The organism is Nocardia sp. NPDC050412, from assembly GCF_044458825.1.
Taxonomy (GTDB): Bacteria; Actinomycetota; Actinomycetes; order Mycobacteriales; family Mycobacteriaceae; genus Nocardia.
The window spans coordinates 452,906-473,933 of sequence record NZ_JBITIJ010000002.1 but is presented as its reverse complement, the minus strand read 5'-3'; the positions used below and the strand labels follow the sequence as shown (position 1 = coordinate 473,933).

Sequence of the window (21,028 nt, the reverse complement as noted above, 5' to 3'; positions counted from 1 at the left end):
ATGATGAGGAAGTTGGGATGCAACGATGCACCCGAAGCTGACACTGCGCCGCGCGCGGCCCTTGGCCTTGTTCGCCACCACGATCGTGGCCGCGATGATGTTGCCGAGCAGCGCATCGGCCGATCTGCAAGACGATATCGCCACCGCGGTTCAGGAGTTCCTCGATGTCGGTCGGACGTCGGTGCCCCGGGCGGACTGCGGACCGGGGGCGATGCCGGAAACCGGGCTGCAGGGCGATGTTCCGGCCGCCGACCGCGATAGTCGGCGCAGCACCCAGGGCTACTCGTGCAATATGTCGATGGTCGGCAATTACGCCGGGCGCGGCGCGGGCATCACCTCCACCAGCTTCGACCATTGCGCGTATATGGGTTCGTTCTTCCCCGGCGACTTGATCAGCGAGGGCCGCGGCGTCCAGGTACTCGACGTCTCCGATCCGGCACACCCGCGCCCAACGGTCACCCTGACCGAACCCGCGATGCTCGCCGGCACCTGGGAGAGCCTCAAGGTCAATACCGAACGCAAACTGCTCGTCGGGACAGGTGTGCCGCTCGGCGAAGGCGCAGGCTACCTATCTGTCTACGACATCTCCGATTGTGCGTATCCGAAGCTGCTCAATCCAGGACCAGGCACGAATCTCGCGATGCCGCTACCGATCACCACGCATGAGGGCGGCTGGTCTCCCGACGGCCGCACCTACTGGGCCTCGGGCGTCGCGCCCGGTTTCGTCAGCGCGGTCGATCTCACCGATCCCACCAATCCGCACGTCATCTGGCAGGGGTTGACCGGGATCGAGGCGCACGGATTCGGCATCAGTCCGGACGGCAACCGCATGTACCTATCCGCGCTGGGCGGATTCACCGTCCTCGATATCAGCTCCGTTCAGCGCCGCGACCCCGACCCGCAGGTCACCCATATCGGCCGCACCTTCTGGACCGACGGCTGGGCCACCCAGCACAGCATCCCGGTGACCTACGACGGCAAGCCCTACCTCTACACCGTCGACGAAGGCGGTTCCGGCGGTGTGAAACTCATCGATATCTCCAACGACACCGCACCGAAGGTCGCCGGGAAGGTAAAGCTGGAGATCAACCTGTTGCAGAACATCGACAGCAATATCGGTAGTTCGATGGGCGGTTCGGTCTTCGCCTACGAATCGCACTACTGTGCCGCCGACCGCCCGGACAATCCGACCGCACTCGCATGCGGCTGGATCTCCTCCGGCATCCGGGTTTTCGACGTCCGTGATCCGCACAATATCCGTGAGATCGCCTACTTCAATCCGCCCGCACGGACCGGCCAGAACCTGAGCCTGTGGAACTCACCGCACGCCCTCGCCTCGATCATCGGCGTGCCGTTGATGAGCACACCACCGGCCGCACGCGCGGTGTTGGAGGGGCAATTCGATCCGTTGGACGCGCTCACCCCGCGCACCGGCAAGCTCGCCTTCGGCGACGTCTCCACCGATTGGTGCTTATCGCCGCCGGAGTGGCGCGGCAACCAGTTGTATGTCGCCTGCTCCGATAACGGATTCATGGTGCTGCAACTGGAGAACGATGTGTATACGGCGCCCGAGAATCAGCAATCGACCGTCGGGTCGTAGCCGTGTCCCGTTGGTTCCGAGTCGGCGCGCTCGCCTCTGTCGCATTCGTCCTGGTGGTGCTCGGGGCGGCGCTGCGTCCACTCTTGCTGCCCGAAGAGCATACGGCCGCACCGGTTCTCAATGCGGTCGAGATCGGCTACGCGCAGGATATGACGGCACATCATCAGCAAGCGCTGATCATGGTGCAGCGCTTGGATCGTGGCGTGGACCCGACCGTGCTGCGGTTGGCGCAACAGCTTTCGGACGCGCAGCGCATCGAGATCGGGACCATGCTGGGGTGGCTGCGGTTGGCCGATGCGTCGCCACTGTCGTCGCACCCAATGGCGTGGATGCACACCGATGCCGCTGCCACGCAACATCATCCGAGTGCGAGCCAGGCGAATAGCGATGCGATGCCGGGCATGGCGACTACCGCCGAACTCGACGCGCTGGCCGCAGCGCGCGGTCACGACGCCGAAATCCTCTTTCTGCAACTGATGTTCCGTCATCACCAGGGCGGACTGGTGATGGCTCGTGCCGCCGACGAACTACTGGCCTCCGGACCTGTCAAGGAAACCGCCCGCTCGATGTTCCAGAGTCAGAGCCAGGAGGCCGGTGTGATCAGCGTGCTGCTCACCCAACTCGGTGGTCAGGCCCCGCATTAGCCGACCCGAGCCCGCTCACCGGATGCGGGTCGAACACACGGTGCCAACTCAGAGTTTTGCCAGAGTGCCTCGGTTTTCGGAGGGGTCCGGCCGGGTCGTAGACGGTGTGCGCCTGTCGGCAGCTGCGGAGGTAAGGTCGATCCAGATCGACGGCACAGAAAGGCTCGAGCGACACGTGATCCGGACCGAGACAGTCACCGTCCCCGAACACGTGCACGGATATCCCGACGTCGCGTTCGGCGGATACGTCGCGGGTCTGGTGGCCGGGCCGTGCGAGGCCACCGAGATACGTGTCGACTTCCGCGCACGGGTGCCGCTCGAGACCCCGATGTCATTGCGCCCCACTAGATCAGGTGGATATGCGCTCACCGACACCGACGGTACGTTACTCGCCGAATCGACTCCGGCGGTGCTCACCATCGATCCGCCGAGCGCACCGAGTTGGGCCGAGGCGAAGTCCGTCACCGACGCCGCCATGGTGTCGCGCCGTGTCACCGATTGCTATGGCTGCGGCGCCGCATGTGCACCCGGCCGCGGCCTGCGCCTGCTCACATGGGACACAGCGGATCACGACCTCGTCCTCGCCGCGTGGACTCCCGATCCCGAGTTGGCCGACGAATCCGGCCGACTCCCACCGGAAGTCGTCTGGTCCGCCCTCGACTGCCCCGGTGGCTGGACCGCCATGCGCAAACAAGGCATGGGCTTCGGCGGTGTGACCGCAGCCCTCACCGCCACCCAACTTCAGCCCATCTATCCCGACTCCCCCTACATCTCCTACGCCTGGCCCGTCAGTCATCAGGGCCGCAAATACACTGTCGGCATAGCCCTCGCAACGCCCTCGGGCGATCTCTGCGCCGTCGCCGAAGCCCTCTGGATTCAGCCCAAACCCTGAGCCAACTCCGTCGCGGTGGGCACTTACTTCATAGTGGCGAGGTTGTGCCAGAGGTTTCGCAGGCTGTCGGTGCCGCCGAATAGCGTGGTGAAGTTGGTGGAATCGATGAGCACGATATCGCCGGCTCGCCTGCCTGCGGGTGGCATCCAGATCAGCGCATTGAATTCCGTGTTGCCGGCGGCGGTGAAGGGATGGGGCCGCTCGGGATCGACACGCTGGCGGCCCAGGACACGAAGCGTATCGGTTTCCGGCGCGGTGAGCTCGTAGTGCGGTAGATGGGGGTGGAAGTTGAATGTCGTGACGTTGTCCAGTAACCGGGGCGCGTCCAGATCGCGGAACCCGGTCAAGGGTGCGATCTCATCGGTGCCGTCGACGACGGCGGGTCGAAGGCCCCATTTGTTGTGCACCGGAACATCGAGGGCCCGCATGAGCGAGCGCGTGTACTGGCCGAATCGTTGCTGCCGCGGCACCAGGGGATCGCCGTGATGCTCGTATTCCATTTGCCGCTGCGCATAGTCGTCGGTGCAGCCGACGTCGTGGTGCGGTGCCAGCAGCAGGCAGGTGCCTTCGCGTTGCAGCCAGTCGCGGATCGCCTCGCACTCTTCCGCTGTGGCTTGCTGCTCTGAGAGAACGTGATCGAGCCCGAACACCATCAGGGTGTCGGTGTCCGCCAGGATCCGCTCGTCGATCGGCAAGGTGTAGCCTGCCTGGTCGATACGCTGGAACACCGCGACGGGGTGACCGGTGGCCTCTTCGGCAAGTTGCTGAAACGCCAGCGTCGAGCGATGGAACAACTCCAACGTGCCTGCAATGCCCTGTAGGAAGTGCGCGGCGTCGTATTCCGGAGTCTCGTAGCCCGGCCACAGCACATTGCGGACCTCCGTCATCGTCGAGAAGCGGTTGTACATCTCGGCGGGATCGCGTTGGGCCTCCCATGGATAGCTCCAGGTCCAATAGATACTCATCCGTCGCCGCCCGTCGTGGCTGCGTGGAATGTGGGTCTGGTTGTAGGTGCGGGCCAGCGGCAGCGTGCTCATGATGTGACCTCTCGGCTGTCGAGCGTGGCCAGGTATCGCAGGGCGCTGATACTCGGAAGGAAGAAGTACGCGCCGCCGGTGAGCGTGGTGAACGCAGGCAGTCCCGGGTGCACCTTGCGGATGGGCCGCTTGGGGATCGTGAAGTCGAAGGTGCCGTCCTGGGTGCCGCAGATGGGGTCGTGTTCGTTGCCGAGTTCGTGGAATGTCTTGTCGTTGATCCAGACGTTTTGGGCGAACTCGAATTGGCGTACCAGGCTGGCGCAGATGATGAACGCGGCGATCCCGCGATCCACTCCGTCATCGGGGGCCGCCTCGGGTAGCGCGGGGCCGTAGGTGGCGCCGCGTCGAATCATTCTGCGGCGGTTCATATTTGCCGCGGTGTCGCGAGGATTGAGGCGCCGTGCATGCGCGCCGAGTGGTACAGCGTAGCCGTGTGGATCCATCTCCTTATAGTTGAAGTCATTGTTGCGCATGGGATCCGCACCCAGCGCCGGATCATCCCGGTCCGGGGCCAGCACCAGCGGTGCGCCGCTGCGCCAGCGTCCCATGATCTTCGCGGCGAGCAACTCCTGCCCGTCCGGGGTGTCCGCGTGCTCACGCAGATAGTTCCGAAACGCGCCGACATGTTCTTGCAGCCGCCGGTAGGCCATATAGCTGCCATTGCGGAACAACACCTCCGGCTGTGGCAGCGCTCGCGGTGGTCCCTCCTCGTCGGGATAGCCCAGGATGAATTCGCCGGGTTGCAGCGCGGCTCCCGACCCGGGGGTCGGTGTTTCGCCGGATCCGTCGATCACGGGCTGGGACAACCGGTCTCGGAACCCGAAATGATCGTGGGCGTAATCGAAGGGCGGCGTCGCGTTCAGATCCAGGAACGACAACACGCGCACACCGGGGCAGCGGGCCACTAGCTTGTCATGTTCGGTGATGCAGCGCTGACGCTCGGCATCGGTGCGGGCGAACAGGATCGCGATGGCGTGCAGGTCCTCACCGGCCAGCCCGCCTACCCAGTTGTCGGGATGAGCAGCGCCCGTGTCGCCCAGGATGTCCGCGCGTGCGGCCATCCCTTCGCGGAACTCGTCCGGGAAGGTGCTGAGCACTTGCTCCGGCACGCCGAGCGCCCGCAGCCCGTGCCAGGTGAAGGACAGCGTGACCCAGCGGTCGGAACTGTCCATCGTTGCGCTCGCATCTGCCGCCGATTGCACGCGGTCTATCAGCGGCGTCAACCAAGCCCGAGCCCCCACGGGATCATCGAAGGACAGGAACTCATAGCGGCCGGTCACCGCCGGGGTCCGGGTCAGCAGGATGTGCTGAATATCGTCGAGTTCTAGCATGGGTCAAGGTACTTACTGCATCTGATCGAGCATTTCGGAGAACGCTGCCTTCAGTCGCAGCGCCTTTTTGATCTCGATGCCGGTGACGTAGGGGTACTCACCGTATTCGAGGAAGCTCGGGAAGTGGTGCTCGCGAACATATTTCACGAAGGACTCCGGATTTTCCTTCCAATCCTCGGGGAATCCTTCCAGATTCGTGAAAACCGTTGTTATGCCGGTCTGCGAGAACAGAGTAACGGCATCCTCGGTGTATTTGTCGAAATCGGTATCGAAGATGCCTTGATATTGGAAATGCAGACCGAATCCGACATCGAATAACAGCCACCGTAGATAGTGCAGTCGCAGCGGTGCCAGCACCTCTGGATCAGCTGCGACCGCAGCCTCGAGATCCTTGCCGTGCGCGCGAATAGCTTCTTCCCGACCGGGTTTCACCTTGGCGATGATCGAGAACCCATAACACGCAGGCGTCCGGGGATAGACCGGACCGTATCTTCCCCGCTCGAGCTCGAAATAGCCCTCCGCCGGGATGGCCATCGCCGCCGGTTTACTCCAGTCATGCTCGGTTATCGACATACCTGCACCCACCTTCCGCGACAGTAAGGCTGGACCTTGGCTCATGTTATGCCTTCGGCGCATCACCTCGAAACCCCTGATAGCCCGGTAATCGAGACAGCAGTAATCACCCACGTAGTTTCAGTGCAAGTGCCGGGTGACATCGTAGAAAATTCAACTTGATTGGAATTCCCACCGCTGACGCTCGGATTTGACAGAATTACCTCATGTCGACATCGCCGCAACACACCGAGTCGGCGCCGACCCCGCGCCGATTATCTACGCCGCGAGCCGCCGCGCTCGCCGGAGTGGTCTTTGCTGTCTTGTTCGGCACAACGCTGATCTTGATCCGCATCGACATGCCCGACGGCATCGAAGGCTCGACTCATTGGCTGAACAGCCAGCGGAGCGCGATCCGAATAGCGACGGTGCTCATGCCCTTCGCCGGAATCAGCTTCTTATGGTTCATCGGCGTCGTCCGTGACGGATTCGGGCGCTACGAGGACCGGTTCTTCCTATCGGTATTCCTCGGCAGCGGACTGCTGTTCCTGGCGATGATGTTCGTCGGCACCGCCGTCGCGGCCGGTCTGGTGTCCAGCGACACCGACGTCACCGACCCGGGCGCCCGCGCCGAAGTGGTCGACTTCGGCACGATGGTCGTGGTTTCGGCGTGCCAGACCTACGCACTGCGGATGGCGGCCGTGTTCATGATCTCGCTCGCGACGATTTGGCTGAAGACCGGGCTGATGCCCCGCTGGCTCGCGGGTCTCAGCTATCTGGCAGCCGTGGCGCTGCTGGTCGCCAGCGAAACGAGCAGATGGATGACCCTTGCCTTTCCGGCGTGGGTGCTCGTGGTCAGCGTCCTCATCCTGGTTCGCTCCCCGTCCCGAACGTGACAAACACCCACCAGGTCTGCGCGACTGTGCGACAGTACCTTTGTGGAGGAGCCAGTTCCTCGCCGTTCGGCCGATCTGGAGATGGTCTACCAGGCCGTCGCGGACCGACGTTTGCAATACGAGAACCTGCTCTGGCAGGTTCCCACCCTCAGTCTGACCGCCCAGGCATTCTTGTTCAGCATCTCGATGGCAGCCGCGAACGATTCCATGGCCCGAATAGCCTCGTCGCTACTCGCACTGATCGTGTCGATCATTTCGATCATGCTGATGGCGAGCCATCGCCTCGCCGAACGCAAGGACAGGCTATGGCTGGAGCGGTTCGAACAGCAGCAGATCGGCGCGGGCGCCGGGGGCGCCCACGGCAGCTTCTTCGAAACGCAACAACAGAACGTCGAGCTCGACGTCGGCTGGCTGAACAACCTGATACCGATGCGGCAGATGTTCACAGTATGGGTGGTCGGACTGGGCTGTTTCGGTGTGACCGCCATCTTCATGATCATCCGGACACTGGTTGGTGTCTGGCACTGAGTGGCACCTCGGCCGATATCCGTCAGGTGTTTTCGGTGAACCGGTACCAGGAGCCGTGGAAGGGTTCGTAGCCGATCCCGCCGTGTCCGGCGGAACCGGTGCTCGGGGCGCTGTCCGGGAAATAGGCGAAGCCTTCGGAATTGGTGGCTCCGCCACTGACGTAGAACAGGCAGGCGCCGTCGCGGCGGGTGATATAGGTGACGGTGTAGACGCCCAGACGGGTGCGATGGCCCGGGTTGGCGCAGGCGGCGGCCTGATCCTCGAGGATGGGGCGGGACAGGCGCCAACCGGTGGTTTCGGGGACTTCGTACCACACCAGCGCGGCGAGGGCGACGATCAGCAGCGGCGCGGTCAGGCTCACGAGGACGGCGTGATAGCGGATCAGGCCGAGGATGGCGAAGATGATCGCGACCAGACCGACAACCGAAAGTCCCACCCACAGCAGCACTTTGGCCGGAAAGCTGCCCTGAGCAGCCAATTCCCAGCATAGCGCGGCGCAAAGTAGCGCGATGACGGTGGTGATCGCGCCCATCCAGAGTTCGAACCACAACGGTGTCGGTCGGGTGGCGCTGCTCATGCCAAAGAAGATACGTCGACCTGCCCTGTCCCCGAAGGGAATCGGTTCACCATCTGGTGGAAATATCTCACTGGACGAAGGAAGGCCCCCGGCCTCGGCCTCCTATAGAGGGGCCGTGACCGGGGGCCGTCGTACCAGACGTTCAGCTCGGTTATTACAGCGGCGGGAAACCGGCCGAACCGGTTGCCATCCAGTTCCAGAACTGTGCCGCGCGGTTCACAACCAGGGCAAATACATCAAGGACAACGCTTCCCATAAAACTTCCTCACATCCGAGTACCTCGTGCAGCGCCCAGGGTAACGGATCGTTATGCGGGTCGAAACCAGTCATCCACCCCGCCGACGGGCCGTCGCGTGATATTAGGAATCCCCCGCCCGGCAGGCTCCCGGGCGGGGGATTCACGAGTTACTCAGACGCGCAATGCCTTAGACGCAAGCCAGCGCCTTGGCCTCCCGGCGACGACGGTGCAGGATCGGCTCGGTGTAGCCGTTGGGCTGCTTGGCGCCTTCCAACACGAGCTCCTTCGCGGCCTGGAACGCGATGCTGCTCGCGAAGTCCGGCGCCATCGGCTGGTAGTTCGGATCGCCCGCATTCTGCTTGTCGACCACCGGCGCCATCCGCTGCAGACTGGCCACCACCTCATCGGCGGTGACCACCCCGTGGCGCAGCCAGTTCGCCATCAGCTGGCTCGAAATGCGCAGGGTTGCGCGGTCTTCCATGAGACCGACATCGCGGATGTCGGGCACCTTGGAGCAGCCGACACCCTGGTCGATCCAGCGCACCACATAACCGAGGATGCTCTGGGAGTTGTTGTCCAACTCCTGACGCTTCTGCTCATCGGTCCAGTTCGGATCGGCCGCGAGCGGGATCTCCAGGATCTGATCGACGGTGGCGCGACGACCACCGCCGGCGATCTCCTGCTGCCGCTCGAACACGTCGACCTGGTGGTAGTGCGTCGCATGCAGCGTGGCCGCGGTGGGCGAGGGCACCCAGGCGGTGTTGGCGCCCGCACGCGGGTGGCCGATCTTCTGCTCGAGCATGTCGTGCATCAGATCCGGCATGGCCCACATGCCCTTGCCGATCTGCGCCTTACCCGGCAGCCCGGCGGCCAGCCCCGTATCGACGTTCCAGTCCTCGTAGGACAGGATCCACTGCTGGGTCTTCATCTCGGCCTTGCGGACCATCGGTCCGGCCTCCATGGAGGTGTGGATCTCGTCGCCGGTGCGGTCCAGGAAGCCGGTGTTGATGAACACCACGCGCTCCGCGGCGGCCTGGATACAGGCCTTGAGGTTGACCGTGGTGCGGCGCTCCTCGTCCATGATGCCGACCTTGAGGGTGTTGCGGCTCAGGCCGAGCACGTCCTCGATCCGGCCGAACAGCTCGTTGGTGAAGGCGACCTCGTCCGGGCCGTGCATCTTCGGCTTCACGATGTACACCGAACCGGTGCGGCTGTTCTTCAGCTTCTTATCGCCGAGCAGGCTGTGCTTGGCGATGAGCGAGGTGATCAGGCCGTCCATGATGCCCTCGGGCACCTCGTTGCCCTCGGCATCAATGATCGCGTCCGAGGTCATCAGGTGACCGACATTGCGCACGAACAGCAGCGACCGGCCGTGCAGCACCAGCTCGCCACCGCCGAGCGCGGTGTAGACGCGGTCCGGGTTCATGGTGCGGGTGAAGGTCTTATCGCCCTTGGTCACCTTCTCCGCCAGCTCGCCCGTCATCAGGCCGAGCCAGTTGTGGTAGCAGAGCACCTTGTCCTCGGCGTCCACCGCGGCGACCGAATCCTCGAAGTCCATGATCGTGGTGACCGCGGACTCCAGCACTACATCCTTGACACCGGCCGGATCGGTCTTGCCGATCGGCGAGGCAGGGTCGATCTGGACGTCGATGTGCAAACCGTTGTGCTTCAACAGGATCGAGGTCGGCGAGGCCGGATCGCCCAGGTAGCCGACCAGTTCCGCGCCATCGGCGGCCAGCGTGGTGACCTCATCGTTGCTCAGCGTGACCGCCAGCTTGCCGCCGTCGATCGCGTAGTGCGTCGAGGAGCGGTGTGAGCCGTTGGCCAGCGGGGCGGCGGTATCGAGGAACTTGCGCGCGAATTCGATCACGCGGCCACCGCGGACCGGGTTGTAACCGGTGCCCTTCTCGCCGCCGTCGGCCTCGGAGATGGCGTCGGTGCCGTAGAGGGCATCGTAGAGTGAACCCCAGCGCGCATTCGCGGCATTGATCGCGAAGCGGGCGTTCATCACCGGCACCACCAGCTGCGGGCCCGCGGTGGTGGCGATTTCGTCGTCCACATTCTGGGTGGCGATCTCGAAATCGGCCGGTTCCGCGCGCAGGTAGCCGATATCCCCGAGGAAGCTCTTGTAGGCGGCCTTGTCATAGTTCGCGCCGGGGTGCTCGGCGTGCCAGGCATCGAGCTTGCCCTGGATCTCGTCGCGTTCGGCCAGCAGGGCGCGGTTGCGCGGAGCGAGGTCGTTGATGACCTGCTCGGCTCCGGCCCAGAACGCGGCGGAATCTACGCCGGTTCCGGGGAGCGCCTCGTTCTCGATGAACTCGTGGAGAACGCTGGCCACCTGGAGCCCGCCGACCTGAATCCGCTCTGTCATCTACTGCCTCACTTCTGAGAAAGCCGGGTGGGAAAAATCGCAACCAATGTTACCCATCGGTAGTGATGTGACGGTCTGTCGGGGCCTTGATTGTATCGTCCGGCGGAATTAATGTACTGATTGGAACATTACCGGCAGCCGAAGCTATGGAGCGCAATGCCAGGACAGTCGTTAGCGGAGAAGGTCGCGCTGGTCACAGGTGGTAGCCGCGGGCTCGGTCGGGAGATGGTGCTGGCCTTCGCCGCGGCCGGCGCGGATGTGGTAATCGCCAGTCGCAAGCTCGACGGGTGCGTCGAACTCGCCGATGAGGTGAAGAACACCCATGGTCGGCGCGCATTGCCGGTGGCGTGCAATGTCAGCGATTGGGCGCAGTGCGATGCGCTGGCCGAGACGGCCTACGCGGAGTTCGGCAAGGTCGACGTGCTGGTCAACAATGCCGGGATGTCGCTGCTGTATCCGAGCCTGGATCAGGTGAGCGAGCAGATGTTCGACAAGGTGATCGCGGTCAATCTCAAGGGGCCGTTTCGATTGTCGACCTTGATCGGTACCCGGATGGCCGCTGCCGGTGGCGGGTCGATCATCAATATCTCCTCGATCGAGGCGACACGACCGGAACCGCTCGCGGTCCCCTATGCGGCCGCCAAGGCCGGATTGGCCAACCTCACCGGCGGACTCGCGCAGAGTTTCGCACCGGCGGTGCGGGTCAACACGATTCAATGCGGTCCGTTCGAGACGGATATTTCGAAGGCATGGCCCGATGAGTTGCGGACGGAGCTGACTCGACATATGGCCCTCGGGCGGGTCGGCCGCCCGGAGGAAATCGTCGGCGCGGCACTGTACTTCGCGACGGACGCCTCGGCCTACTGCACCGGCGCAACCCTGGCACTGGACGGCGGCTGGCGATGAAGGCTCTGACTTACCAAGGACCACAGCAGATCTCCTACACCGAGTTCCCCGATCCGGTACTGCCCGGCCGTGATGGGGCCATTGTTCGGGTGACCGCCTCCGGAATCTGCGGTAGCGATCTGCACATCTACGCCGGGCACGGCTTCACCGACGGCACCGGATACAGCGTCGGGCACGAGGCGGTCGGCGAGATCGTCGAACTGGGTTCGGATATCCGCGGGTTCGCGATCGGTGACCGGGTGCTGGTCTCCGCATCCGTCGGCTGTAACCGCTGCGCGAAGTGCAAGGCAGGCATCGTGGCGGCCTGCGAACGCCATCCAATGCCTGCGGACGCCTGCTACGGACTCGGCGGCTCGCTCGCGGGTGCGCAGGCCGAATATCTCGCCGTCCCCCATGCCGAGGGGAATCTGGTACAGCTGCCCGATACGGTCAGCGATGAGGCGGCGATCGTGCTCACCGATAATGCGCCGACCGCCTGGTACGGCGCGCGCCGCACCCGCATCGCGCCGGGTGAGACCGTAGTGGTGATCGGACTCGGACCGGTCGGGCTGATGGCCGTGCAGTCGGCATTCGCGATGGGCGCGTCGCGGGTGCTCGGGGTGGATCTGGTGGCCGAGCGCCGCAAGCGTGCCGCCGAATTGGGCGCGGAGATAGTCGAATCCGAGCAACCCAAGACCGTCATCCGAGAAATGCTCAGCGGCGGTGCGGATGTCGCGATCGAGGCGGTCGGCGCCGATGCGACCATCAGTCTCGCCATCAGCGCCGTCGGACACCGTGGCCGGGTCGGCGTGGTCGGCGTCAGTCACAACCGCGCCTTCCCATTTCATATGCAGTTGGCGCAGGTCAAGGAGCTCGAATTCCATATCGGACTCTGCTCGATCCAATACGAGCTGCCCGCACTGCTGCGGCTCACCGCGGCGGGGCGAATTCGACCCGAAGCCGTTGTCACACACCGATTCCCGATGTCGGAGGGCGCGAACGCCTACCGCATGTTCGCCGACCGTGCAGACGGGGTGTCCAAGGTCGTCCTGGATCCGCGCAAATGACGGCCGCATCGCGCAGCGATTCGATGAGTGGCGGTGGCCGAGTGACGGGTGGGCCCGAATTGGCCTCGCCTCGTCGTCGCGGTCGTCCACCGGCCGCGGAGACCACCGCCGAGGCGACCAGGGCGCGCATCGTGGCAGCCGCGGTGGAACTGTTCGCGGAGCAGGGCTTTCACGGCACCGGCGTCGCGGAAATCGGTGATCGAGCCGGGGTGCAGCGGGGCGCGCTGTACTACCACATCGGTTCCAAGGAAGAGCTGCTCTGGCAGATCCTGCGCGATTACATCCAGCTCATGCTCACCGACGCACGGCGGATCTCCCGCGGCACCGACGACCCGATCGTCAAGTTGCGCAAGCTGATCCACAGCCACGTGGGGCTGATCATCGAGCACCGCCGCGAGGTCGCCATCCAATTGCGCGATGTCACCGCGCTGACCGGTGAGCGCGGCGAAGAACTGCAGGAAATGCGGGACGAAATACAGGCCTGCTGGCAGCGCGTCATCGACGCCGGTCATGCGGCGGGCCTACTGCGCACCGACGATCACGTGGTCACCAACAGTGTGCTCGGCATGCTGAACATGGTGACCTTCTGGTACCGCCCGCACGGCGGCCGCTCCCCCGACGAAATCGCCGACATTGTGGCTTCCACCATTCTCGACGGCATCACCGACACGAAAGGCTGACCATGGCTTGGGATTTCGAAACCGACCCGGAGTACCAGCAGAAGTTGGACTGGGCGTCGGAGTTCGTCCGCACCGAGGTGGAACCCCTCGACCTGCTCTACCCGAATCCCTACGACCGCACCAATACCGAGGCAATGGCGCTGATGCGGCCGCTGAAGGAGAAGGTTAAGGAACAGGGCCTGTGGGCCTGCCATCTGGGACCGGAGCTGGGCGGACCCGGCTACGGGCAGCTCAGGCTCGGCCTACTCAACGAGGTACTCGGTACTTCGGTGTGGGCGCCGTCGGTATTCGGTTGCCAGGCACCGGATTCCGGCAATGCGGAAATCCTCGCGCACTACGGCACCCCGGAGCAGAAAGCCAAGTACCTGGAGCCGCTGCTGGCTGGTGAGATCGGCTCCTGCTACGTCATGACCGAACCGACCGGCGGCTCGGATCCGACGCTGTTCAAGACCCACGCGGTGCGCGACGGCGACTCCTGGGTCATCAATGGCGAGAAGTGGTTCAACTCGAACGCGCAGTTCGCCAGCTTCCATATCGTCATGGTGATCACGAATCCGGATGTCAGTCCGTACCAGGGCATGTCGATGTTCATCGTGCCCGCCGACACACCCGGCCTGGAGATCGTGAAGAACTTCCACGTGCACGGTTTCAGCGAGCACGAGGGACATCTGCGCTTCACCGATGTCCGGGTGCCCGCCGATCACTTGCTCGGCCAGGAGGGGATGGGTTTCATCGTCGCGCAGACCCGCCTCGGCGGCGGGCGGGTGCACCATGCCATGCGCACAGTCGCGTTGGTGCGCAAGGCCTTCGACATGATGGCAGAACGCGCCGTCTCGCGGCCGATGCGCAAGGGGCCGCTCGCGAGTCTGCAGATGACCCAGGAACGCATCGCCGACAGCTGGATCGAGATGGAGCAGTTCCGCCTGCTCGTCCTGCGCACCGCCTGGCGCATCGATAAGGAGCAGGACTATCTGAAGGTGCGCAAGGATATTGCCGCCATCAAGGTGGCGATGCCGAAGGTGATGCACGATATCGCCCAGCGCGCACTGCATCTGCACGGCGCCATCGGCGTCAGCCAGGACCTCCCGTTCGTCGACATGATGAACTACGCGGAGGTCATGGCGATCGCCGACGGCCCCACCGAGGTCCACAAGATCACCCTCGCCAAGGAAGTGCTGAAGGATTACACCCCCGGCGACCCGGTCTACCCCAGCGGCTACCGCCCCGCCCTGCGCGAACAGGCCCGCGAACTGGTGGCCCGCCGCCTCGAACACATCGTCGGCAACCTCTGAAATCTCACAATTCGGCGGCCACGGGGTGGACGCTCAGCGTATGCGGACGCCACTTCCGGAACTCCCCATTCGCCACGCGGTCACCCCGGCGGACGAGCCTGTTGAGCTGGTTATCGGCCGCATCCGCCGAACGTTATCGGTGCACACCCGGATAAACCGGGTCTAACCTGGATGCCCGGAGGTAACCGAGTGATCGCATACGAGGTGCGGCGGGTGCACAGTTGCGAGTTCTGCGGCACCGACGACCAGGCCCTCGGTACCGACAGCTCGTTGGACCGGGCGAAGTCGATCGCCGAACACGACGCGGGCCTCGCTCTCGAATGGGCATGGTTCGCCGACGGCGAGTGGCCGCTGAACTCGGATCCCGGCGACGGCGTCTATCGCTACTACATCTACGCGCGGGAGACTACCGCGTAATGGTCACGAGGCGCGCACGACCGGATCCGTATATCCCGCAACAGGACTCAGTTGCAACACCGACGGCATCCGCCGGGTGAGGGCACTCGGCCCGGTGAATTCCACTCGGCCGCTTCGCATTGCGTGCGAGAGCGGAATGCGTCCCAGCCAAACCTGGTACAGCGATTCGACATCGGAGCTGATGGTGACATCGACCGGGTAGCCCGGATCGGCATCGCACACCGAAGGAACACCCGATTCGATGACGATCCAATAGCGCCGAAAATCATCGGTGAACCGTACGCACAGCACATGGCGCTTACCCGGAAACGTGGACGTATCCAGCCGGGAGTGCATCCACCACACCAGCAACCCGGCATCCAACTCCTCGGGCTGCGGTTCACCGAAGGTCCAGCGCGCACCCCATTCGCCGAGGCCGAACAGGATCGGCTCCAATTCCTGACCGGCCGCGGTGAGCAGATATTCGCTGCCCACTTTGTCGATCAATCCGGCCCGCTCGAATTGGCGCAGCCGCTTGGTGAGCAGACTCCGCGAAAGCCCGGGCAGACCGCGGGCCAGATCGTTGAAGCGAGTTGTACCGATGAGCAGATCGCGCAGGATGAGCAGCGACCAACGCTCGCCGAGCACATCGAGTGCACGGGAGATCGGACAATATTGGCCATAGCTTGCGGTCGTGCTGGTCATGGTTACCTCGCGAACCGGGTCTATTTTCTGGACCGTGGAAGTCCACTTTCTGGACTATTCGGTTATCGCTGCCGTTCCTAACTTCGAAACATGACGACTATTGCCCATGACATCACCACCACCGACTGGATCGCCCTGGCACGCCGGATCGGGGAAACCTTGCGCGCCGATGTGGCCGCCCGCGACCGCGGCGGCCAGATCTCCGTCGCCGCCTTCGACCTGCTGCGGACCACCGGATTGTCCGCCGCACTCGTACCCATCGAGTTCGGTGGCGGTGGTGTGTCGCACCGCGAGATGGGCGAGATCCTGCGCGAACTCGGCCGCCACGATCCGTCCACGGCCGTCGCGTTCGCCATGCACACCCATCTGGTCGCCGCACAGGTCTGGCGGCACAACCACGGCATCGACGCCACGGCGGTCTTCGGCAAGGTGGCCGCGGGCGCGATTCTGGTCAGCACCGGCGCTTCGGACTGGGTCGAATCCAACGGCCGGGCCGAGCGCGTCGACGGTGGCTTCCGGGTGAGTGCGCGCAAGGCGCCCGCCAGCGGCTGTGAGGTCGGCGATGTGGTGGTGACCAGCATCCGCCGCGGCGATGCACCGGAGGGACCCCAGGTGCTGCACTTCGCGTCGCCATTGGACGCGCCCGGTATTCGCATCGAAAAGACCTGGGACACTCTCGGTTTACGGGCCAGCGGCTCTCATACGGTGGTCTTCGAGGATGTCTTCGTCCCCGATGCCGCGATCTCGCTGACCCGCCCTGCCGACGCATGGCCCCCGGTGCTGAATGTGGTGATCGGCGCGGCCATGCCGCTGGTAATGGCGGCCTATCTCGGCATCGCCGACGCCGCGGTCGAATTGACCGCCGCACTGGTCGCCGACCGCTGCGAACCGCATACCTTCCAGCTCGCGGGGGAAATGATGAACGCATACACCACCGCCGCGGATCTGATCGCCGCCATGTTCACCGATTCGGACAATCTGCACTTCGACAATATCGACAGTTACGGCGCGCGCACCCTCAGCCGCAAGACCGTGGCCGCCGAAGCGCTCGTCGATGCCGTTCGACTGGCCATCGAAACCGTTGGCGGCGAGGGGTTTTCGCGCAGTTGTGAGCTGGAGATGTGGTATCGCGACATCCACGGTTGCCTGTTCCACCCGCTGCCCCGTGCCAAGCAGACGCGATTCACCGGCCGAGTTCTGTTGGGCCGCACGCCCATCGGTTGATCGACCTTCTCGAATGGCAATGCTCGAAGCCGGGACGCAGGCCTGCCGATCGGGGTTCAATGGATGGACACGATGATCCGCGGGAGGGAGTCATTGGTGTCGGAGATCATCATCACAACCGTGGACGAGGCGGTGACTGCCCCTCGGACACGATGAAGGAGTCGCGCACCCCCTCGCCCGCGGCTCCTTCATCCCGCTACACCGGGCAAATCCCCGGCATTGCACATTCTGTTAAGAAATGTTCGGCGTTTGTCACGGGGTGTTCCCGCATCAACCGCTGGTCAGACCGTACGGTTGTCTCCGACGCGACGACAGGAAGTCGCGTACGGCCCCCGGCCGCTTCGGAACTAGCAACACCGAGGTGTGGACCATGTTTATGCGCAAGATGATCGGCGCCGTGGCGGGAACCGTCATGGTAGGTGCGGTCGGCGCCGTCGGCGGCGCCGGCACCACAACCGCGGCCCCCGGTGGCTGCCCCGACCTCTATGTAGTGGCGATACCTGGAACGTGGGAGACCTCCGATGCCAAGCCTGGCGAGGGCATGCTCGCGAGTGTCACCGATAACCTGCCGCGAAATACCCGCACCGACTACGTGACCTACGCGGCGACCGCCTTCCCCTGGGAGACCGATGTTTACGGCCGGTCCAAGCGACAGGCCATCGATAATGCCCGCGGCCTGGTCACAGCCATGGCCCAGCAGTGCGCCGAGACCAAGATCGCGCTGATCGGCTACAGCCAGGGCGCGGATGCGGCGGGCGATCTCGCCGCCGAAATCGGTACCGGGCTCAGTCCCGTTCGACCCGAACGCATCGCCGCGGTCGGTCTCATCTCGGATCCGCGTCGCTCGCCGGCCGACACCCTCGTCGGTCCGCCGGTAAACGGCGCCGGTGCGGGCGGCTCGCGCATCGAAGGCTTCGGCTTCCTCACCCCGAAGACCCGAACCATCTGCGCCGTCGGTGACCTGTACTGCGCCGCTCCGCCCACCGACTTCGCGACCCGCTTCGCCGGATTCCTCGCTCAGGCCTCCGATGCCGACCCAGCTCAGCTGTGGCGCTATCAGCAGGAGGCGTTCGCCATCTTCAACGACCTGATGGCGACAGGAGTGTCCCCGCTCATCCAGAACCAGCTCGCCGATCCGGAAATGAACGAACGTAAGCAGGAATTCGAGCGGTTCTACAACTCGTTCGTCCATCAGAACTATCCGACCTACGTCGTGGATTCCAACGGTGCCACCGCCACCTCGTGGCTGCGGCAGTGGCTGGTCGGCCTGGTCTGAAAAACCCTTCGCCAGCGGTAGGTGCGCTGTGCCACCATGGATTTCGATGATGATCACCCGATTGCGCGGGTGCTCACGAGCATGCGGAAGGAGGCGGCGGCCGTGACCATTGTCGTATCGAGCCCGCGTCGGTATGGCGTGCGCGTCGAGCAGGAACTGCGCCGCCTCCCGGCCGGTAACTGACCGACCCTCGCTTTCCGAATCCGCTCGCTCTCTCGAAACATGGTGACTCCCATGACGTTCCACCGTGCCACCGATCCGGTGGCGTCGACTGTCGACAACTGGATACACACCCGGGTACTGGTGTTGAACGCCAGCTACGAGGCGCTCACCGAGATCAGCGCCGACCGGGCCGTGGTGCTGCTCATGGGCGGTGCTGCGGAGTCGATCGCGGATCGGGAGCCGCACTTCCCGATTCGGTCCAAGCACCTCGAGCTCGCGCTGCCGGAGACGATCCGGCTGCTGCGCTACGTGTACCTCGACCATGTGACGCGAATACACGACGGTAGTCGCGCGACGCTGGCCGGTGTGCTGCGCCGGGACAACCACCGGTGCGGGTACTGCGCGTCCTGGGCGCGCACCGTCGATCACATCCGGCCGCGTAGCCGGGGCGGTGCGAACACCTGGGACAACCTGATCGCCGCGTGCGCACTGTGCAACTCGAACAAGGCCGACCGGACGCCGGAGGAGGCGGGCATGCGGTTGCTGTGGCAGCCGAAAGCGCCCGCCCACCTGGCCCGAAGCCAGCGGCGGATCTGGAAGCAATTGGCCGCCACCTGAGCCGAGAGAGAAAGGAGAAGGCTCGAAATGACCGTCGAATTGGAGACCAGCGCACTTGTCGATCTGACCGACCTGCTCCCGCTCTCGGATTCCCGAGAGTGGCATCGGGCCGCCTGTCGAGGTGATCCGAATCACGAAGCCTGGTTCCCGTATCCGTCGCAGGACTTCGAGTACGCACGGGAAGTTTGCGCGGGCTGCCCGATCCGCGATGCCTGCGGTGAATTCGCCGCGCGCACCGGACAGTCCGGAGTTTGGGGCGGCCACGAGTTCGATCGCGGACGGATGATCCGACCCTGATCGGATGTTCGCGCCACGCCGTGCCGGTGCGCCGCACCGGACACACCGGCACGGCAAATCTCGCGTGAACATACACTGAGGATCGTGGGCACACATCGCAGCGGAACCAGATCCCGGGGCGTCAGCAAAGGTCCGGTTATCGCAGTGGTTGCCGTTTTGCTGCTAGTCGCGGCGGTCTTCGCGTTTTTTCAACTCAGTGATCGCGCCGCGAACCGGGACAAGTCGGCCGCGGCGGAATGTAAGCAGGGGCCGTCGACGCTGTTCGTGACGGTCGATCCGGATATCACCGATCCGGTGCGGGCCGCGGCCGAGCGCTACAACGCGACCAATCCGAAGGTGCGCGACCATTGCGCGAAAGTAGTGGTGACGGCCCAGCCGTCGGCGGCGATCGTCGCCGGGTTCACCGCGGGCACGCCGTGGAATGCTGCGCTGGGTCCGCAGCCGGGGCTGTGGATCGCCGACTCGATGCGGTCCATCGAATCGATGCGGGTGCCCGGCCTGATCGAGGGCACACCCGCACCGGTCGCGATGACTCCGATCGTGGTCGCTGTTCCCGAGGAGCTGCGCAACGCCCTCGAGCAGTCCAAGATCACCTGGGCGGATTTGCCACGGCTGCAACAGGGTTCGCTGAATGAGCTCGGGCTGTCCGGGTGGGGTGGGCTGCGGATGGCGCTGCCTGCTGGGGACTCGACCCTCGCGACGGCGGCAGCGGTCGGCTCCGCGGTGTCGGGGACCGATCCGCTCACCGATCAGGTCGCGAAGTCCGGTCAGGTTGTCGCCGCGATCTCCGGCCTCGCCGCGACAGCGCCGCAGGCGGCGGACACCACGGCGGCTTTGGCCGCGATCGGAGGGACGAATTCGCCCATTCACGCGGTCGCCGCTACTGAGCAGCAACTGAAAGCTGTTGGCGGTACGTCGGCATTTCGGCCTGCCGGGACTGCACCGGTCGCCGATCACCCCGCCGCGTTGATGTCCGGAGCGTGGGTGGACAAGACCCAGAATCTGATCGCGTCACTGTTCGCCGACTACCTGCGCGCACCTCAGCAGTCCTCGGCCTTCACCGCCGCCGGATTCGCCGCCGCACCGGCCACCGCCGCACCCGCAGCACCGCGAGCGGCACTGGACAAGGTCCGTGCCACACTCGCCAATCCTGTTCTCGGCGTGCAGGCTACGGTGCTGCTCGACGTATCGTCCTCGATGGGCAATAGCGACGGATCCGTCGCCCGGCTCGCGAATGCACTCGGCGCGATCCGCTCCACGATGAATGTGATGCCGCCGGACTTCGGACTCGGCATATGGACATTCGGCAAGAACCTCGACGGGACAACGCCGTACAAGATCCAAACTCCCACCGCGCCACTGAACGATCAGCAGCGCACCGCCTTGGATACGGCGCTGGAGGCACTGAAACCCACCGAATCTCGCACCGACCAGGCGTATCCGTCACTGATCGCCGCCTACCGCTCGGCTGTTCGCGGATACACCGCGGGGCTCACCAATTCGGTCCTGCTCATCACCGACGGCCCGGATGACGACTCCACCGTCACCGGAGCCAAACTGCTGACCGAGCTGACCTCCGCCGCCGATCCGGCCCACCCGGTTCGCATCGATGTGATCGTCATCGGCGGCAACGGCACGGAAACCCTCCAAACCGCCGCTCAGCGAACCGGAGGGACCTACACGCGGCTGGCAACGTCGGATGACATCAACTTCGGGACCGCGGTAATGCATGCGTTGACGACGCCGTGAGGACTGGCCGT

22 protein-coding genes are annotated in these 21,028 nt (G+C 64.5%); 16 read left to right on the top strand and 6 right to left on the bottom strand.

Translation table 11 applies throughout. From position 1 onward, the window contains the following. Positions 1–25 precede the first annotated feature (25 nt). The 3 genes from ACIBI6_RS06240 (at position 26) to ACIBI6_RS06230 (ending at position 3,136) form a co-directional block, all read left to right on the top strand. Positions 26–1,600: an LVIVD repeat-containing protein gene (locus ACIBI6_RS06240; protein ID WP_396955488.1), complete on the top strand. Its 1,575-nt coding sequence runs from the start codon at positions 26–28 to the stop codon at positions 1,598–1,600. Between the two features lie 2 nt (positions 1,601–1,602). Continuing rightward, positions 1,603–2,244, top strand: a complete 642-nt coding sequence (locus ACIBI6_RS06235) for a DUF305 domain-containing protein (protein ID WP_364343148.1) — start codon at positions 1,603–1,605, stop codon at positions 2,242–2,244. Positions 2,245–2,419: 175 nt separating this feature from the next. Then, the gene (locus ACIBI6_RS06230; RefSeq protein WP_396955487.1) at positions 2,420–3,136 is read left to right on the top strand and encodes a hypothetical protein; all 717 of its coding nucleotides are present in this window, start codon (positions 2,420–2,422) and stop codon (positions 3,134–3,136) included. Positions 3,137–3,159: 23 nt separating this feature from the next. Here ACIBI6_RS06230 and ACIBI6_RS06225 read toward each other — a convergent pair whose 3' ends face one another. The 3 genes from ACIBI6_RS06225 to ACIBI6_RS06215 are packed head-to-tail and all read right to left on the bottom strand — an operon-like array spanning position 3,160 to position 6,077. Continuing rightward, positions 3,160–4,173: a hypothetical protein gene (locus ACIBI6_RS06225; RefSeq protein WP_396955486.1), complete on the bottom strand. Its 1,014-nt coding sequence runs from the start codon at positions 4,171–4,173 to the stop codon at positions 3,160–3,162. Then, on the bottom strand, positions 4,170–5,504 hold the full coding sequence (locus tag ACIBI6_RS06220) for a Dyp-type peroxidase (protein ID WP_396955485.1): 1,335 nt from the start codon (positions 5,502–5,504) through the stop codon (positions 4,170–4,172). The genes ACIBI6_RS06225 and ACIBI6_RS06220 overlap by 4 nt, the downstream gene beginning before the upstream one ends. Positions 5,505–5,516: 12 nt before the next feature. Further along, entirely contained in the window at positions 5,517–6,077 is a 561-nt protein-coding gene (locus ACIBI6_RS06215; protein WP_396955484.1) for a hypothetical protein, read from the bottom strand. Between the two features lie 206 nt (positions 6,078–6,283). Between ACIBI6_RS06215 and ACIBI6_RS06210 the strand changes: the two genes are divergently transcribed. Continuing rightward, on the top strand, positions 6,284–6,952 hold the full coding sequence (locus ACIBI6_RS06210) for a hypothetical protein (protein ID WP_396955483.1): 669 nt from the start codon (positions 6,284–6,286) through the stop codon (positions 6,950–6,952). 42 nt (positions 6,953–6,994) lie between these two features. Then, a complete protein-coding gene (locus ACIBI6_RS06205; protein ID WP_396955482.1) occupies positions 6,995–7,480 on the top strand; it encodes a hypothetical protein in 486 nt (161 codons plus the stop codon). A gap of 22 nt (positions 7,481–7,502) precedes the next feature. Here the strand turns inward: ACIBI6_RS06205 and ACIBI6_RS06200 are convergent, their stop codons facing one another. Both ACIBI6_RS06200 and ACIBI6_RS06195 read right to left on the bottom strand, forming a co-directional pair. Continuing rightward, positions 7,503–8,057 carry a hypothetical protein gene (locus tag ACIBI6_RS06200; RefSeq protein WP_396955481.1) on the bottom strand — a complete coding sequence of 185 codons (555 nt, stop codon included), beginning with the start codon at positions 8,055–8,057 and terminating at the stop codon, positions 7,503–7,505. Positions 8,058–8,482: 425 nt separating this feature from the next. Continuing rightward, positions 8,483–10,666, bottom strand: coding sequence for a malate synthase G (locus tag ACIBI6_RS06195; protein ID WP_396955480.1), 2,184 nt, complete (start codon positions 10,664–10,666; stop codon positions 8,483–8,485). A 156-nt stretch (positions 10,667–10,822) separates the two neighbouring features. Here ACIBI6_RS06195 and ACIBI6_RS06190 point away from each other — a divergent pair, with 156 nt between their 5' ends. From ACIBI6_RS06190 to ACIBI6_RS06170, 5 genes are all read left to right on the top strand, one after another. Then, the gene (locus ACIBI6_RS06190) at positions 10,823–11,572 is read left to right on the top strand and encodes a glucose 1-dehydrogenase (protein WP_364343175.1); all 750 of its coding nucleotides are present in this window, start codon (positions 10,823–10,825) and stop codon (positions 11,570–11,572) included. Further along, positions 11,569–12,618: an alcohol dehydrogenase catalytic domain-containing protein gene (locus ACIBI6_RS06185; RefSeq protein ID WP_396955479.1), complete on the top strand. Its 1,050-nt coding sequence runs from the start codon at positions 11,569–11,571 to the stop codon at positions 12,616–12,618. Before ACIBI6_RS06190 ends, ACIBI6_RS06185 begins: the two co-directional genes overlap by 4 nt. Beyond that, on the top strand, positions 12,615–13,298 hold the full coding sequence (locus ACIBI6_RS06180) for a TetR/AcrR family transcriptional regulator (RefSeq protein ID WP_396955478.1): 684 nt from the start codon (positions 12,615–12,617) through the stop codon (positions 13,296–13,298). The genes ACIBI6_RS06185 and ACIBI6_RS06180 overlap by 4 nt, the downstream gene beginning before the upstream one ends. A 2-nt stretch (positions 13,299–13,300) precedes the next feature. Beyond that, complete coding sequence (locus tag ACIBI6_RS06175; protein WP_364343181.1) at positions 13,301–14,590, top strand: acyl-CoA dehydrogenase family protein; 1,290 nt, start codon at positions 13,301–13,303, stop codon at positions 14,588–14,590. A gap of 189 nt (positions 14,591–14,779) precedes the next feature. Further along, positions 14,780–15,007, top strand: a complete 228-nt coding sequence (locus tag ACIBI6_RS06170) for a hypothetical protein (RefSeq protein WP_364343184.1) — start codon at positions 14,780–14,782, stop codon at positions 15,005–15,007. Between the two features lie 3 nt (positions 15,008–15,010). Here ACIBI6_RS06170 and ACIBI6_RS06165 read toward each other — a convergent pair whose 3' ends face one another. Next, positions 15,011–15,691 (bottom strand): winged helix-turn-helix transcriptional regulator, encoded by a 681-nt coding sequence (locus ACIBI6_RS06165; protein ID WP_396955477.1) that lies wholly within the window; start codon positions 15,689–15,691, stop codon positions 15,011–15,013. 90 nt (positions 15,692–15,781) lie between these two features. Between ACIBI6_RS06165 and ACIBI6_RS06160 the strand changes: the two genes are divergently transcribed. The 6 genes from ACIBI6_RS06160 to ACIBI6_RS06135 all read left to right on the top strand — a co-directional run bounded on the left by ACIBI6_RS06160 (position 15,782) and on the right by ACIBI6_RS06135 (position 21,017). Beyond that, entirely contained in the window at positions 15,782–16,915 is a 1,134-nt protein-coding gene (locus ACIBI6_RS06160) for an acyl-CoA dehydrogenase family protein (protein ID WP_396955476.1), read from the top strand. A gap of 370 nt (positions 16,916–17,285) precedes the next feature. Beyond that, the gene (locus ACIBI6_RS06155; RefSeq protein WP_396955475.1) at positions 17,286–18,191 is read left to right on the top strand and encodes a cutinase family protein; all 906 of its coding nucleotides are present in this window, start codon (positions 17,286–17,288) and stop codon (positions 18,189–18,191) included. 36 nt (positions 18,192–18,227) lie between these two features. After that, complete coding sequence (locus ACIBI6_RS06150) at positions 18,228–18,374, top strand: hypothetical protein (protein ID WP_396955474.1); 147 nt, start codon at positions 18,228–18,230, stop codon at positions 18,372–18,374. Between the two features lie 51 nt (positions 18,375–18,425). Continuing rightward, positions 18,426–18,971 carry an HNH endonuclease gene (locus tag ACIBI6_RS06145; protein ID WP_396955473.1) on the top strand — a complete coding sequence of 182 codons (546 nt, stop codon included), beginning with the start codon at positions 18,426–18,428 and terminating at the stop codon, positions 18,969–18,971. A gap of 27 nt (positions 18,972–18,998) precedes the next feature. Beyond that, a complete protein-coding gene (locus tag ACIBI6_RS06140; protein ID WP_364343199.1) occupies positions 18,999–19,268 on the top strand; it encodes a WhiB family transcriptional regulator in 270 nt (89 codons plus the stop codon). An 84-nt stretch (positions 19,269–19,352) separates the two neighbouring features. Continuing rightward, the gene (locus tag ACIBI6_RS06135) at positions 19,353–21,017 is read left to right on the top strand and encodes a VWA domain-containing protein (protein ID WP_396955472.1); all 1,665 of its coding nucleotides are present in this window, start codon (positions 19,353–19,355) and stop codon (positions 21,015–21,017) included. Positions 21,018–21,028: the final 11 nt, after the last annotated feature.

Excerpts from the sequence above, each read along its gene's own strand:
- ACIBI6_RS06220 (WP_396955485.1), bottom strand. The coding sequence starts at position 5,504 with ATGCTAGAACTCGACGATATTCAGCACATCCTGCTGACCCGGACCCCG.
- ACIBI6_RS06185 (WP_396955479.1), top strand. The coding sequence starts at position 11,569 with ATGAAGGCTCTGACTTACCAAGGACCACAGCAGATCTCCTACACCGAG.
- ACIBI6_RS06195 (WP_396955480.1), bottom strand. The coding sequence starts at position 10,666 with ATGACAGAGCGGATTCAGGTCGGCGGGCTCCAGGTGGCCAGCGTTCTC.
- ACIBI6_RS06225 (WP_396955486.1), bottom strand. The coding sequence starts at position 4,173 with ATGAGCACGCTGCCGCTGGCCCGCACCTACAACCAGACCCACATTCCA.
- ACIBI6_RS06145 (WP_396955473.1), top strand. The coding sequence starts at position 18,426 with ATGACGTTCCACCGTGCCACCGATCCGGTGGCGTCGACTGTCGACAAC.
- ACIBI6_RS06180 (WP_396955478.1), top strand. The coding sequence starts at position 12,615 with ATGACGGCCGCATCGCGCAGCGATTCGATGAGTGGCGGTGGCCGAGTG.
- ACIBI6_RS06155 (WP_396955475.1), top strand. The coding sequence starts at position 17,286 with ATGTTTATGCGCAAGATGATCGGCGCCGTGGCGGGAACCGTCATGGTA.
- ACIBI6_RS06140 (WP_364343199.1), top strand. The coding sequence starts at position 18,999 with ATGACCGTCGAATTGGAGACCAGCGCACTTGTCGATCTGACCGACCTG.
- ACIBI6_RS06215 (WP_396955484.1), bottom strand. The coding sequence starts at position 6,077 with ATGTCGATAACCGAGCATGACTGGAGTAAACCGGCGGCGATGGCCATC.
- ACIBI6_RS06160 (WP_396955476.1), top strand. The coding sequence starts at position 15,782 with ATGACGACTATTGCCCATGACATCACCACCACCGACTGGATCGCCCTG.
- ACIBI6_RS06175 (WP_364343181.1), top strand. The coding sequence starts at position 13,301 with ATGGCTTGGGATTTCGAAACCGACCCGGAGTACCAGCAGAAGTTGGAC.
- ACIBI6_RS06200 (WP_396955481.1), bottom strand. The coding sequence starts at position 8,057 with ATGAGCAGCGCCACCCGACCGACACCGTTGTGGTTCGAACTCTGGATG.
- ACIBI6_RS06165 (WP_396955477.1), bottom strand. The coding sequence starts at position 15,691 with ATGACCAGCACGACCGCAAGCTATGGCCAATATTGTCCGATCTCCCGT.
- ACIBI6_RS06150 (WP_396955474.1), top strand. The coding sequence starts at position 18,228 with ATGGATTTCGATGATGATCACCCGATTGCGCGGGTGCTCACGAGCATG.
- ACIBI6_RS06190 (WP_364343175.1), top strand. The coding sequence starts at position 10,823 with ATGCCAGGACAGTCGTTAGCGGAGAAGGTCGCGCTGGTCACAGGTGGT.
- ACIBI6_RS06240 (WP_396955488.1), top strand. The coding sequence starts at position 26 with ATGCACCCGAAGCTGACACTGCGCCGCGCGCGGCCCTTGGCCTTGTTC.
- ACIBI6_RS06210 (WP_396955483.1), top strand. The coding sequence starts at position 6,284 with ATGTCGACATCGCCGCAACACACCGAGTCGGCGCCGACCCCGCGCCGA.